This is a genomic window from Halobacterium sp. BOL4-2 (assembly GCF_016917835.2).
GTDB lineage: Archaea > Halobacteriota > Halobacteria > Halobacteriales > Halobacteriaceae > Halobacterium > Halobacterium salinarum.
On sequence record NZ_CP070332.2, the window covers coordinates 21,991 to 34,570 of the forward strand.

General features: G+C 57.0%; 12 protein-coding genes and 2 pseudogenes. 6 read left to right on the top strand and 8 right to left on the bottom strand.

Annotated elements, in window-relative coordinates; genetic code table 11:
* Positions 1–23: 23 nt before the first annotated feature.
* The gene (locus JRZ79_RS12670; protein WP_205252326.1) at positions 24–2,468 is read right to left on the bottom strand and encodes a hypothetical protein; all 2,445 of its coding nucleotides are present in this window, start codon (positions 2,466–2,468) and stop codon (positions 24–26) included.
* Positions 2,469–2,532: 64 nt separating this feature from the next.
* Positions 2,533–3,513, bottom strand: coding sequence for a hypothetical protein (locus JRZ79_RS12705; protein WP_205252327.1), 981 nt, complete (start codon positions 3,511–3,513; stop codon positions 2,533–2,535).
* Positions 3,514–3,751: 238 nt separating this feature from the next.
* Between JRZ79_RS12705 and JRZ79_RS12730 the strand changes: the two genes are divergently transcribed.
* Together JRZ79_RS12730 and JRZ79_RS26190 are read left to right on the top strand one after the other, a co-directional pair.
* Positions 3,752–4,438: a helix-turn-helix domain-containing protein gene (locus tag JRZ79_RS12730; protein ID WP_205252328.1), complete on the top strand. Its 687-nt coding sequence runs from the start codon at positions 3,752–3,754 to the stop codon at positions 4,436–4,438.
* 28 nt (positions 4,439–4,466) lie between these two features.
* Positions 4,467–4,675 (top strand): annotated as a pseudogene (locus JRZ79_RS26190) (hypothetical protein); the annotation flags it as partial.
* A gap of 213 nt (positions 4,676–4,888) precedes the next feature.
* Here JRZ79_RS26190 and JRZ79_RS13190 read toward each other — a convergent pair.
* The gene (locus tag JRZ79_RS13190) at positions 4,889–5,326 is read right to left on the bottom strand and encodes a hypothetical protein (protein ID WP_205252329.1); all 438 of its coding nucleotides are present in this window, start codon (positions 5,324–5,326) and stop codon (positions 4,889–4,891) included.
* Positions 5,326–5,853: a sugar-specific transcriptional regulator TrmB gene (locus JRZ79_RS13250; RefSeq protein ID WP_205252330.1), complete on the bottom strand. Its 528-nt coding sequence runs from the start codon at positions 5,851–5,853 to the stop codon at positions 5,326–5,328. The genes JRZ79_RS13190 and JRZ79_RS13250 overlap by 1 nt, the downstream gene beginning before the upstream one ends.
* Before the next feature lie 270 nt (positions 5,854–6,123).
* Here JRZ79_RS13250 and JRZ79_RS13290 point away from each other — a divergent pair, with 270 nt between their 5' ends.
* Together JRZ79_RS13290 and JRZ79_RS13295 are read left to right on the top strand one after the other, a co-directional pair.
* Positions 6,124–6,372, top strand: a complete 249-nt coding sequence (locus JRZ79_RS13290) for a type II toxin-antitoxin system HicB family antitoxin (protein ID WP_205252331.1) — start codon at positions 6,124–6,126, stop codon at positions 6,370–6,372.
* 14 nt (positions 6,373–6,386) lie between these two features.
* Positions 6,387–6,641: a type II toxin-antitoxin system HicA family toxin gene (locus JRZ79_RS13295; RefSeq protein WP_205252332.1), complete on the top strand. Its 255-nt coding sequence runs from the start codon at positions 6,387–6,389 to the stop codon at positions 6,639–6,641.
* 197 nt (positions 6,642–6,838) lie between these two features.
* Here the strand turns inward: JRZ79_RS13295 and JRZ79_RS13300 are convergent, their stop codons facing one another.
* The 4 genes and pseudogenes from JRZ79_RS13300 to JRZ79_RS13315 form a co-directional block, all read right to left on the bottom strand.
* Positions 6,839–7,174, bottom strand: a complete 336-nt coding sequence (locus JRZ79_RS13300) for an HTH domain-containing protein (RefSeq protein WP_205252333.1) — start codon at positions 7,172–7,174, stop codon at positions 6,839–6,841.
* Between the two features lie 432 nt (positions 7,175–7,606).
* Positions 7,607–7,792, bottom strand: a pseudogene (locus tag JRZ79_RS26195) (type II toxin-antitoxin system HicA family toxin); the annotation flags it as partial.
* 50 nt (positions 7,793–7,842) lie between these two features.
* Entirely contained in the window at positions 7,843–8,124 is a 282-nt protein-coding gene (locus JRZ79_RS13310) for a type II toxin-antitoxin system HicB family antitoxin (RefSeq protein WP_205252335.1), read from the bottom strand.
* Positions 8,125–8,517: 393 nt separating this feature from the next.
* Positions 8,518–9,714: an orc1/cdc6 family replication initiation protein gene (locus JRZ79_RS13315; protein ID WP_205252336.1), complete on the bottom strand. Its 1,197-nt coding sequence runs from the start codon at positions 9,712–9,714 to the stop codon at positions 8,518–8,520.
* A 499-nt stretch (positions 9,715–10,213) separates the two neighbouring features.
* Here JRZ79_RS13315 and JRZ79_RS13320 point away from each other — a divergent pair, with 499 nt between their 5' ends.
* Both JRZ79_RS13320 and JRZ79_RS13325 read left to right on the top strand, forming a co-directional pair.
* A complete protein-coding gene (locus tag JRZ79_RS13320) occupies positions 10,214–11,044 on the top strand; it encodes an IS5 family transposase (protein ID WP_089768607.1) in 831 nt (276 codons plus the stop codon).
* 195 nt (positions 11,045–11,239) lie between these two features.
* A complete protein-coding gene (locus tag JRZ79_RS13325) occupies positions 11,240–12,514 on the top strand; it encodes an IS4-like element ISH8B family transposase (protein WP_010890432.1) in 1,275 nt (424 codons plus the stop codon).
* Positions 12,515–12,580 lie beyond the last annotated feature (66 nt).

The following is a 12,580-nucleotide window of genomic DNA, read 5'->3' on the forward strand; positions in this document are numbered from 1 at the left end:
CAAGTCTGGGGGATGGGTTACTGCTAGCTGTCGTTGGCCGGTTGGTCCGAGTTGCCGGACGTGTCCTCACGGTCGTCCATGGGCGATTGGGGCTGTGCCGACGTTGCGTCTTCGTCCGTGTCTGTGTTCGTCGCTGGGTCGGCCTCTTCGATGGTAGCGGGGTCGGGATGATGTGGGGAGTCGAGGTCCCGGGGGATGGCCCAGCGCCACCCGTCGAAGTACTTGTACGTATTGTCCGTCCCGCCCGTCTTCGCGTCCTTCAGGTCCTCAGGAAGGACTTGTCCGATGACGGAATTCGACGGTGGTTCGTGTTCAGAACGGTAGTCGTACCAGGCCTGGAAGGCCGTCTGAAGGTCCTCGTAGATGACGTGATCCCCATCACCGCCGTTGTCCTGATTGTCATCGTGGATGAGGCGTTCCTCGCAGAAGGCTTCCATCGCGTTCCGGTGACGATCCATCTTCCCCTCAGTATTAGGCTGATCCCAGGCCGCTCGTAGGGATTCATCGGGTTCGTACAGCCGAAGTTCGTTGTGCTCTTCGTCCCGGTAGGCGATAGTCGAGAACGCGAGATAGTCCGGGGTAGTGGGAAGGTGGGGTTGTTTGACGCGCGTCCACTCGGCAGTGAATGCGTCGTTCGACCGGTATTCTGCGACGCAGTCCCCGTCCTCGGTTTCCACGCGGTGGATGCCATCGACTTCCCGGTAGAAGTGGCAGTCCCAGTCGAACGTACCGACATCAGCGTCGGCCGGCCCGGACGCGATGACTTTGCCGTCTGCGCTCGCGGCGAGGGACTCTCTACCGGCGAGCTGCCATGTTGTCGAGACGTCTCCCTCGACGATGGGGATGCGGTCGTCCGGGCACCGAACTGGGTCGGTGCGATTGTAGGGCTGGAGTCCGGTTTCGAGTACCGTATTGAACGACGATCTGAGGTGCTTGTAGCCGCGTCTGGCTGTCTTCTCGTTCTCGTAGACGAACAGCGCGTGGCGGTCCATCACGTTTGCGCGGTCCGCGTTCGCGAGCGTCTTCGACGGCTTCGAGGAGGTCTTGCTCTCGAACTCACCATTCACGATGTCGCTTGTGACCGGGCAGTCCAGTGCCTTTAGATACTGGTCGTCAGGATACAGCAGACAATCCGAGACGGATTCACTCGTCTGCTCGACTTCCTCGGCTTCATCGCCACCTTCCGTTAACGTCCGGATGACGAACATGCCCAGAGACTGATGCTGGACTGAGCCCTTGTTGGCAACTCCATCTGTATCCTCTGGTAGGTTGATGGTTCCCTCTCCGAGGCTCGCTGCCGTCATGCCGGATGTCGTGATGATCTCGTGCGTGTTGAATGTGGGTGCGGACCGTCCGGAGAGGAGCTTCCATGGGTTCGTTGTCCACTCGAGAGGGACGACTTCGACGAATGGTTTCAGTTGCGCGGGCGTGACTTCGAAGCGCCCGTATCGATTGAGTGAGTGTTTACAGATCGGATCCCAGCTCGCGTTCCCGTTCAGGAGCCGGCGGTGCTCCTTTTTCCCGAGCACAATCTCCTTGATTTTCTGGGCCTCTCGACGGACTTCCGGCCGGGGTTTATACGCGCTAACCTGCTCGTAGGAGTACGACGCCGTAAACTGGTCACGGCCGTCGATACGCTTGGTATACTCCGTATCCCAGTGCTTGTGTGTCATCCCCTTGTGGTTCGTCGTGACGTTGTACGCCTCGAACGGCCGGGAGAGATCGAGTGGATGGCCTTGTTCGGCGAGTTTTGCGAGACCACGTCGGCCACTATAGTTGTGTTCGGGCCGGTACGTCGCGAGACGAGCACTGAGATCGTACGTCTTCTTGGATTTGTCCAGAAGCACCTGGTAGATGAACGGAATATGGTATGTCTGGGCAGCTTGGAATATTGCCGTAAGTGGACTGATGTCCAGGCCGCCATCGTGGGAGATTTTGGCGTCCTCAGTGACGAACAGTCGAGTTGTCGTCACGTCCGAGACACCAACCGGACTCAAGTCCAGTGTCCCCACTTCTGCATCCATGCGTTTGGGGAGATGACGCTTCACAGCCTCCACTGTCTTTGAGAGTGCCGGAGAGTAAACCTGGTCAGTGAACGAATCCAGTCTCGTCTGCTGCATGGCCCGGCCATCTACTGTGAGCGGCCGGGGGTGGACAACGATTTCCAGGCCGATCGGTCCGTTGTACATCAGAATCTCGAACTGGTCGATTGACGGCTCCCCACACACCTCATCTATGATGAGAACGAGAATTCCCCGGACTGCCTTCGGAAGGTTCTTGAGCGCCTCGGGATCACGCGGGATCAGGAGCCGAATCGAATTCCTCCGGCGCTTCCCACCAGTTAACCTCGGAAACACGGCCCTTCCCGTCGCTGTTTCCGTTGGTGCGGGGAGTTCCTCTCCTCGATCGGCACTTTGCTCGGTTGGTGCGTCATCGTTCGCGGCCGTTTGATCGGATTCAGTTGACATGCACTGGATTTGGTGACTGCTGATTGTGATTCGGTTCAGGGGGCCTCGTCTACCCGGTGAGGTGCTAGAGCGTCCGCTCGAATACTGGTGGATACCGCCAGACGCGGTCGGCGACGACGCGCTCGAGCTGGTGGGGCTTCTCGGGAGTGGGCTTGTCCTCGATGGTTAGATCGTCGAGCTCGTGGCAGGTGTAGTGGAGCTGTGACCGATTGAGGTGGTCTTCCGGTGGGTGTGCGTCCCAGGCGTGATATCGCGCGGCGAACTCGGCGTAGGGAATGCCACCGTCTGATTCGGAGATAGTGAATTGCTCGAGGAACTGTCTGACCCGGGCTTCGCTCGGGCCTGTCTCACCGGTACCAGGGAGTGGTTCCGAGTACGGTTTGAGGGTGGTGGTGGCGCCGTCGTAGTAGTGGATTGTAACGTCGTTGTGGTAGGTGAGGCGGTCCGGCTGGAACCAGTCATGGACCAGGTGGTACGCCGACCGCAGTTGGGTTAGTGAATCGAACGATGACACTCGGGTTCCATCGTCGCGTTCGACTGTCCAGTGGCGGCCAGCAGTCCCGTCGGTGTGTTCATTGACGACGAACACGCCTTCGGGGAGGTCGTACGCACCCTGCTCGCCACTGCTTTCGAGTGGAACTGGAAGGGTTGTATCCTTCCACCGAAGCTCAACGCCGTTCGTGGCAGTAGTGACGACTGCCGGGGACGTACGGTCGCTCTCGTAGGCGAGGACCCCTCCATTGGGCAGTTGGCGTGGGTGTGGTGTTTGATAGAGCACCGCGCCATCTTCGGTCGGTTCCAGAGTTGGTGCTGCGAGGAGCGCTGCTACTGCGGCAGCGTGTCGTTTTGTTCGAGTGACGATCCGGACCTCGTCGTTGTTCGCGCACGCGTCCGCAACTCGCGTGAGCCTCCGACCTGGCTTCTGAATGTTTGAGGCGAGAACGATGATGTCTCTGCTCTCGTGCTCGCCGTCCCGGAATGCTTTCTGTGCTACTGACTGCAGCTCCGAACGGACGTTGTATGGGTGGGGGCCTGTCCCTGACATCGCAGTTGGTGCAGAGCGCCGGTGGGATAATAGTCAACCCGCAGCCTTCACGCCCTGAAACCCCGGATTCCAGTTGACAATCGCGGGTTTACAGCTGACAACCCACCAACACACATATATAGAAGAATAATAGTGCTCGCCCCACCAATGGTGCGTGTCAGTTCCTACAGGCTCCGTTGGTCGTTTCTAATCCACGCAACCCGAAACCTTAGATATGCAACCGCCGTCGATTCACCAAATGCTAAACGACAGAATACGCCGCTGGAAGGAAACAATCCCCGAGGAAATCGAGACACGAATCGAACGGCGACCGATTCAAGACGACGCGGATGGTACAATCGCCGGCGAAGAAGAGTCGAACAACGGTGTCGCCTATCGAGATATCGTCTACTATCTCCTCCTCGAGGACGACACAATTCTCAGTGATACGTGTACGCAGCGAGATATAAAACGCGAATTCGAGGTTTCCAAAACAACCGCTACGAACAATCTCAATCGACTCGCCGAATGGGGTGTCCTCACTACCGATACAGACCGCGAACCCTACGAATACGAACTCAACACCGACCTCCTCACTCCCAATAATCCTCCATCCACGTCCACTAATGCGCCAACACCGGTCTCACGTGAGGAACCCACAGAGAACGCCACTCAGGAAAACGAATTACTCGCCAGCCGACTCCTCGCAACCCTAGCTAGCCTTGCTACCTCCGTGAGTACACTCATCGAGACTGAACGTCCCAACGAACGCACCCTCGTCCTCACGACCATTTGGCTCCTCGCCGTGGTTTCCGCCCTCACTCAGTGGCTGTCTATCCTACCCGCATTACTCACAGCCCCCATCGCCTGGGGCCTCTACACACTCGCCCGCAACCACCGCCACACCACCCCAATCCAACTCCTCGAAAACACAAAAAACGAGTGAACTGCTAAGGGCTCAGGCAATCCACGACCACGTCCAGCGGGCGATGAGCGAGGACGCCAGCCCGTTCAACGAGAAGCTCGCCGACGCGATAGGTTTTCTTACGAACGTCTTCGCGCTCCCTGGAATCCCGCTTGACGACCGCCGGATGACGCTCGAACTCCCGCGCAAGCGCGCGTACAAACGAAGGAAGCAATTACTGACGATATTGCCGGGCACGACAATCCGACTCCGACGATTGGAACCTCCCCCAGAGGAAGCACTCCAGGAGCCACTAATCTACGGGCTTGATGACCGCAGTGAGATTCACACAGCCACAGAAACAGAAAACGAAGACGAGACCGAAACCCCGTAACGACCGTCAACTAACTGTCAACGGTCCGTCTTGAACAACAGAAAAACTGTGAACCGCCGCGGAATCAACCAGTGACGTTCATTACTGGTGTGTAGTGGCTAGTCCCATTGAGTGTTGAGTCGTTGCTCGATTGCATCAAGGACGGTTGAGTACACATCGAGTGGATGGTCGGATGGAAGGGAGAGGTCGGTGACTTCGTTGCTATCTGGGGGTTGGTGGAAGTGGACGCGTGTATTGTGGGTATTTGGATGGCGATCCCATCGGCACTCCCATTGGGGGCCGTCCGCGTTGGTTTCGATGTAGTGCAACGAGAAGTCGCCGGTTGTGAACCACCGAACGTCTAGTCTTGCGGCAGTCGTTGCCGCCGGGTAGTGGGTCGTGTCGAAGTGTGCATGGAGGAGCCGTGGTTCGTGGGGATTGGGGTCGAAGGCGGTGTCGGTGATGAGATCCTCGCTTGCGAGGTGGCGTTCGAGGAGGCGGAGTGTGTGTCGATCCGGCGGGCCAGTCGAGGGCGAGGAGTCGGACGGCGGACTCATCAGGCGGGGATGAGGTGGCCGTCGTTTTGGGCGAGTTGGCGGGCGAGTTCGTAGAGGCGAAGATCACGCGTGGTGGCTTGCCACTCACTCACCGCGTGCATGCGCTCGTGGAGTGCCTCATGGTCGGTGGTGTCGAAGACGGCGACAGATTCCGGGTTAGCCGTCTCGAAGCGCTGCTCGTAGGTTTGTTGTTCGGCTTCAAGCTCGGCGACGCGGTCGATGATCTCCTCAACCGAGAGTTCGCGGGCGATGTGACTCGCTTCCTGCCACTCAAGATACCCGTCATCGCGTTCGTAGCGAGCCGGCCGGCTCTGTTCGTCTTTCCGGACGACACCCATCTCCGTGAGCCTATCGAGGTGTTTTTTCGCGGCATTCGCCGAACAGTCCGCTCGCTCCGCAATCCCACGGTACGTTGTCAGTGTGGTGACGCCAAGGGCGACATCATAGACACGGTCAAAGGTGTCCGTGTCAGCCTGCCAGCGCTGGAACGCGTCGTTGCCGTCTGGCGCCGGATCGAACTCGCTCATACCACTCCTAACGCACACTATGCAAATATATGCTTTGCTAACGAGTATATCTGTGAGTGTTTAGAGGGTGCATTTCGTCTGTCTTCCGCCCCTTGGTCAGGTCCGATGGACCTTCACAGCGGTAACAACGCGGAATCCCACCCCTTCAGGGGGTGGTAGCGGACTTCGTAACTCACGGCTGGAACTCCTAGGATTCGGGGCGGAGATGGCTTGAAATGGGGAGTACTACCGGGAACAAGGTTTTTACATAGGCTCCCCGAACGATTGTGTATGCCAACGGGGGTTGATCCGGCAATCACCCTTACTAAGGATGATGGGTGGTGGATTGCCAAAGACACGGAGACCGGCGTCACCAGCCAAGGGAAGACGCGAACGAAGGCCCTTGATAATCTGGACGACGCACTTGAGGGGTATCACGGCGCCGGTGAGGAACCCAGCAACGACGACCTCCGCGACATGGGGATTGATCCTGAGAACAATCAGTCGGGCTCTCTTGATGATTCCTCGGTTTTCGAGTGACAGCGTCGGTCTGAATGTCGTATTCTCCATTCTCCGGTCGGGACGTTGTGAAGGCGATGGTCAATAGCGGGATTTACGAGTGGGTTCGAACGAACGGCGACCACGCAATCCTCGTGTGGAACCCGCCTGAAAGCCATGACTCCCCACGACGAACAGTTCCGGTCCCGCTTCACGATGAACTCCGCGAAGGGACTCTCAAAGAGATTGGGGAGCAAGCGGGGATGCAGGACTTCCAAGAGTTCAAAGCCTGGATCGACCGGAACTCATAGGCTGACCGGACCTCTCCAGAATGGACAGTGATTATCCGCTAGGGTGGTGTATTGTCGCGTGCCTAGAGGGATGTGGACATCGAATTGGTTACGGACGGCGACCACTGACACCCACCGAAAGCGTCCCTCACCGCCGAAGAAACGCACAACCTGAATCTCTCCTTCGGACAATCCACCCCTTTGCGGGTCGGACGAGGTCAATCGAGGGTGGGAACCTCGTCCCCCCATCCCGGTTCGGCGTAGGCGTCATCAGCCGGCGTCGCCGCAAAAATCTGGACGACTGCATCAAGAGACGCTAATCGTTGTACTAGCTCGCCACCCCGCTCTTGATTGACGTAGTAGTGGTCTTCTGACTGATCGATGAGCCCCCAATCACGGAGCTGCATCACCGCTTTTGCTGCCGCCGATTCACTGATATCGGTGTCATCCGCGATCTCACCGAGCGTGAACTCGGTCCCGCGGTGTGCCACGAGGAAGCTCAGCGCCGTATACTCGTTCGTGTTTGGCCGTACCGGAAACCCGTCCCCCGACATCGTTACCAATCAATTCGCAGGCCAGACACCTTAACTTTCTCACTATCATAACTGAGCCAAGCTAGCGGGCGAGGCGGTCTCGGTAGCTGCTGGTGTTCAGGTCTTAACCAACACTAGTGAGGGATTGGTGGATGCTGTTGGTTAAGGACGGAGACGGAACAGTTCTTGATTCGTCGCTGCTGTTCTTCTCCGCCCACCCCACTGTGTCGAATGTTCCTCGGCTGAACCAGCTCTGCGTCTATTCAATCACTACTCCGCTATAAAATCAAGAAGAATACCCGCATCTTCAGGCGCAGGAGGATGTCAATCGTCCAGATGACGAGAGACACACCACCGTTGCAACTGAAGCGTGTCCCACTGGTGTTCCTTTCGAGAGAGCTGGGTCTCATCGAAGAGAGACACACCACCGTTGCAACTGAAGCAGGACAGAAGGTCGTCGATCCAGTTGCACCACGCTTGGAAATCGTCCGCGCCACACTGGCTGGCAATATTGCGGAGTGTATCGCCGCTGATCTCTTTGCCCATCGGAACCGTCACATTTCGAATCTCGTCGGTCTCCGGATGCACATATCGAAGTTTGAGATGGCTGCCGGCCCGGTCGACCGGCTGGTACCCCATCTCTGTGAGTGCTGCAACGAGTTCCTTGGCTGAATACGGAGCCGGCACAACTACTCAGAAACCCACGGCGCATCCGGTTCCTGGGGCTCGTCTGGGACTGTGTCAGGGTCGAGCCCGAGGTCTCGCAGATCAGCATCCGTTACTGGCTCCCCAATTTCGCCCTCATGGAGTGCCACGGCCTCGTCGAGGTTCGCCAGTGCTTCGGCCCGCGTTGTCCCCTGGCTGGCCACCTCGGCACCCTCATCAATGGCGGACCACGTTCCGTCAGCTTCCTCAACGAGGTGAATCTGTCGCCGTGGTGACTCCCCATTTCCGGCATCCGCTTGCGCCATACTCCGTCTTCAGCCGGTGGATGACAAAACACTTCGGGCGCGATTGGTACTCGACGATTGACTGTTCCGTCCTAACAGACGCTTTGACATCCTTCCACGCCTGAAGACGTGGGAATCACACCATGAGAAGCACGGTCGAGTTTGCGATCATCTGGGCATTAAATCTCGCCGTGCGTGCCTTCACTCAAGGAATGGAAATATATGCTTTTCTCACAAGTATCTCTGTGAGTGTTTAGAAAGTACGTTTCGTCTGTCTTCGGCAGATTGCGTGGAGTGAGAGAGTACGTTTCGTCTGTCTTCGGCAGATTGCGTGGAGTGAGAGAGTACGTTTCGTCTGTCTTTGACCAGGGGGAGTGAACAGTGAAAGTCGACGGCTGCAGCTGGAAGGATCTGTTAGGATGGTTCTTCTTCAATTTCGCGTCTGATATCGAGGATGATTTCGGGATCAAGATCGAGGCCATATTCGTAGTACCGGCCACCACCTTCCCCGTGATTCTGTCCGTTCCGATGCAGGAACCCGAGCATATGAAGATCCGATAAGTGATTTTGAATGCTTTTGAGCGTGGTGAGTGGGTCTGCAGCGTGGGATTCTGCAATCTCCTCGTATTGGGTTTTAATCTCCTTGGATCGGGTTGGTGTCTTTCCACGTTGTTCGAGGTAGGCGACAGTTTCGAGGAGGAATTGAGCGTGTTGGGTTTGGTCGCGAATGCGGTTGCTAAGGCGGCCTCGCTGGACAAGTTCTTGGGCTTCCGTGAGGTGGGTGTCGTCGATATAGGTGTCGCCGTGTCGCTTTGCAACTTCACCGCCAACGCGAAGGAGATCGATTGCTTGGCGTGCATTGCCGCGGTCTTTGGCTGCGATTGCTGCTGCTTTTGCGATCGCTGATTCGTCACAAACGTCGTCGACGAATGCTTGTTCGGCACGTTCGGTGAGAATTGTTCGAAGCTCGCTCGCGTTATACGGACTGAACGAAATCTCGGTTTCCATCAGGGTGTCTTTGACTTTTGGGGAAAGCGATTGCCGGAACGTGTAGTTGTTACTGATGCCGATGACACCGACCTTCGAGTTCATAATATGGCCAATCGATCGTGCCCGCGGCAGTTCGTACAGAAGCGTGTCAACATTATCGAGGTGATCGATCTCGTCGAAAACAATCAGATGCGTCCCACCAAGCCGATCGAGTTGGGTGTATAGCTCCTCGAAAGCGTCGCCTGTACCAAGACCTCGCTTTGGGAAGTCACTTGCACTGTCAGGGAGTAACTCGTTGACGAGGTTGCGAACAACCGTATACACCGTCTTTCCGTTGCAATTTCGCTCGTGGACGTGGAGTTCGTCGGCGTCAGGGCGCTCTTTGACCTCGCTTTGGAGCGCTTCCATCATGTATTTCGTCACTGCGGTTTTCCCGAGGCCTGCTTTTCCGTATAGCATCACGTTCTGGGGGGTGCGGCCAAAGAGGACGTCTTGGAGTGCGTATCGGTAGTCGTCGATCTCCTCGTCGCGTTCAAGGATTTGGTCTGGTTGGTAGTCTTCAGAGAGAACTTCTTTGGCCGCAAAAATCGTCTGTTCAACGTCACTGAATGGCCCAGCCATGCGTCTACCATCCGGAAACCATCCTACATATTTAAAACCTTCTTTCGTAAGTCTCGCTTGTCCTGGGAGTGACTACCAATAATCCACTCCAATCCCCCAATTCTACACCCCATAGACACACGAAATCCACTCTCTACACCCCACATCAAATACAGATCCAGCTTCCGCAATCACCACACAATCCCAGCCAAAGACAGACGAAACGTACTCTCTCACTCCACGCAACTCCAGCCGAAGACAGACGAAACATACTCTCTTACTCAACCGTGAATTCGGTCCCGTCGAAAAGACAGACGAAACGTACTCTCTGTGGTATTACTCCTCAGTGAAGTACCTCGGGGTCAAGCCCCGAGGCACTCGCCCTGTTCAGCCTGTAGAATTATCCATCGCTCCAAGACCATCGCGGCCAATTCGCTCAGAGAGGCTGTGTTGAATCGCCATACGGCAGCGAGGTAGGCCGCTAAATCAAAGGAGTTGAAGCGGGAGAGTTCCGTTGACCATGACGCAAATCTCCCGCTTCATCGGGGAGGTTGTACCGGTTGCTCAAAGAGTTACTGGCGATGGAGGCGAATCCGCCGCCCCAGAAGGTGGCGGCGGATTCGCCGACTATGCACTCGTTTCCCTTCACTGTCTGCGGATTTACCTCGATTCGTCGTACCGCATGACGATCGACCTGCTCAAAGAGATGCCACAAATAATCGGGGAGATCGGCCTCAACGCGGCCGATCTCCCCGCGCCGTCCACGTTGTGTAAGGCGTTCGACCGGATCAGTATGAGCGTCTGTCGAGTGCTGCTGCGCCAGTCGGCGCAGCTGCACGATCTCTCTGAACACGCCGCGATCGACGCCACGTTCTACGACCGCTCACCAGCCAGCCGCCACTACTGCCAGCGAATCAGCTACCGCGTTCAGAAGCTCAAAGTCACGAAACTCGTCGATACAGCGTCTCAAGCCGTCCTTGACGTCCACTGCTCTACAAATCGGAAAGGGAGCGACGCAGACCTTGCCGAGCAGATCGCCCGCCGAAATGCGGGCGATCTGCGGTCTCTTGCGGCCGATAAAGGCTATGACAAGCAATCGCTTCGTGAAGGATTACGCGACCTCGGGATCAGACCGCTGATCAAACACCGCATCTTCGCAGCGTACGACCACGCACACAACGCCAGAATCGACGATAACCGCTACAATCAGCGCTCTATGACTGAAACTGTGAACTCGGCTGTGAAGCGCTCGCTCGGCTTCGCCGTGCGAGCGCGCTCATGGTTTCGTGAGTTCCGCGAAATCGCGCTGATGTGTGTCGTCTATAACATCAAGCGCTTCGTCAAACAGTGAATCTCTACGCCTTACAGCGATTCAACACAGCCCTCAGAGATGACTAGTCCTCCAGCCAGATTATGCGGATATGGTGGGGTCATCCGTCTTTAGTTAGGAGACGAACCGCGTGACAGTGGCGGCTTATCGAGGCTACTTTTCGGAAGGAATGAGGAGGTGTCGAGTGTGCACAACGAAACCTCCTCATCACGGATTATGCGTCGGCTCACTACACTGTTTCCCTCCGAGTTCCTCGAAGAGCACGCCGAGGAACTCGGCGTGGTCGAACGCGACCGCAAGCTCCAGATTCCCGTCTTCGTCTGGGCATTCGTGTTCGGCTTCGCCGCAGGCGAACGCCGAACACTCGCAGGGTTTCGACGCAGCTACAACTCCACAGCTGACGAGCCGATCTCACCGGGTGGGTTCTATCAGCGGTTGACGCCGACGCTCGCGGAGTACTTCCGCGACCTCGTCGAGCACGGTCTCGACGAGGTCGCTGTTCCCGACACTGTTGACGTTGACATCGACCGATTCAGTGATGTAATGATCGCTGATGGAACGGTGTTGCGGTTACACGAGTTTCTCGCTGATCAGTTCGAAGCCCGCCACGAGGAGCAGGCTGGAGCGAAGCTCCACCTGCTCCACAATGCCACTGAACAGACGATTGAACGGATCGACGTTACCGACGAGAAAGCACACGACAGCACGCTGTTCAAGACAGGGTCGTGGCTTGAGAACCGCCTCGTATTGTTCGACCTCGCGTACTTCAAGTACCGACGGTTTGCGCGGATCGACGAGAACGGCGGCTCCTTCGTGAGCCGGCTGAAACAGAACGCGAATCCGGTGATTACGGATGAATTACGGGAATGGCGCGGCCGCGCCATTCCCTTGGAGGGCAAGCAACTCCGTGATGTGCTCGACGATCTCGACCGGACGTACATCGATGTGGAAGTCGAAGTCGAGTTCAAGCGCGGGCCGTACAACGGGACGCGGTCGCTGGATACGAAGCGGTTCCGCGTCGTCGGCGTCCGCGACGAGGACGCCGACGACTACCATCTATACGTGACAAATCTGTCGCGAGAGGAGTTCTTTCCGGCGGATTTAGCGCAGATCTACCGGTGTCGGTGGGAAGTGGAGTTGCTGTTCCGTGAGTTGAAGACGCAGTACGACCTGGACGAGTTCGACACGAGCAACGAGCACGTGGTGAAGATCTTGCTGTACGCAGCGTTGCTGTCACTGCTTGTGAGCCGTGATCTGTTGGATCTGGTCACCGAGCAGGCGGATGATGAGCTCGTGTTTCCACCGGAACGCTGGGCGGCGACCTTCCGGTCGCACGCCCAGCTCATCCTCCACGAACTCGGTGAGCACCTCGGTTATTCGCCACCGCCGCTGTTGGAGCGGCTGATCGAGGACGCACAGAAGATCCACAAGCAACGACCGATCTTACAAGAGACGCTCGCTACCGCTACACAACCGAGGTGTGAGTCTTAACTAAAGACGAATGATGGTGGGGTTCCCACCCCCCTAACCACGGATAAGTGGAGAGGCTCCATAGCC

What these genes read in the sequence shown, in the direction of transcription:
- JRZ79_RS12670 (WP_205252326.1), bottom strand. Translation starts at nt 2,468, where the DNA reads ATGTCAACTGAATCCGATCAAACGGCCGCGAACGATGACGCACCAACC.
- JRZ79_RS12705 (WP_205252327.1), bottom strand. Translation starts at nt 3,513, where the DNA reads ATGTCAGGGACAGGCCCCCACCCATACAACGTCCGTTCGGAGCTGCAG.
- JRZ79_RS12730 (WP_205252328.1), top strand. Translation starts at nt 3,752, where the DNA reads ATGCTAAACGACAGAATACGCCGCTGGAAGGAAACAATCCCCGAGGAA.
- JRZ79_RS13190 (WP_205252329.1), bottom strand. Translation starts at nt 5,326, where the DNA reads ATGAGTCCGCCGTCCGACTCCTCGCCCTCGACTGGCCCGCCGGATCGA.
- JRZ79_RS13250 (WP_205252330.1), bottom strand. Translation starts at nt 5,853, where the DNA reads ATGAGCGAGTTCGATCCGGCGCCAGACGGCAACGACGCGTTCCAGCGC.
- JRZ79_RS13290 (WP_205252331.1), top strand. Translation starts at nt 6,124, where the DNA reads ATGCCAACGGGGGTTGATCCGGCAATCACCCTTACTAAGGATGATGGG.
- JRZ79_RS13295 (WP_205252332.1), top strand. Translation starts at nt 6,387, where the DNA reads ATGTCGTATTCTCCATTCTCCGGTCGGGACGTTGTGAAGGCGATGGTC.
- JRZ79_RS13300 (WP_205252333.1), bottom strand. Translation starts at nt 7,174, where the DNA reads ATGTCGGGGGACGGGTTTCCGGTACGGCCAAACACGAACGAGTATACG.
- JRZ79_RS13310 (WP_205252335.1), bottom strand. Translation starts at nt 8,124, where the DNA reads ATGGCGCAAGCGGATGCCGGAAATGGGGAGTCACCACGGCGACAGATT.
- JRZ79_RS13315 (WP_205252336.1), bottom strand. Translation starts at nt 9,714, where the DNA reads ATGGCTGGGCCATTCAGTGACGTTGAACAGACGATTTTTGCGGCCAAA.
- JRZ79_RS13320 (WP_089768607.1), top strand. Translation starts at nt 10,214, where the DNA reads ATGACGCAAATCTCCCGCTTCATCGGGGAGGTTGTACCGGTTGCTCAA.
- JRZ79_RS13325 (WP_010890432.1), top strand. Translation starts at nt 11,240, where the DNA reads ATGCGTCGGCTCACTACACTGTTTCCCTCCGAGTTCCTCGAAGAGCAC.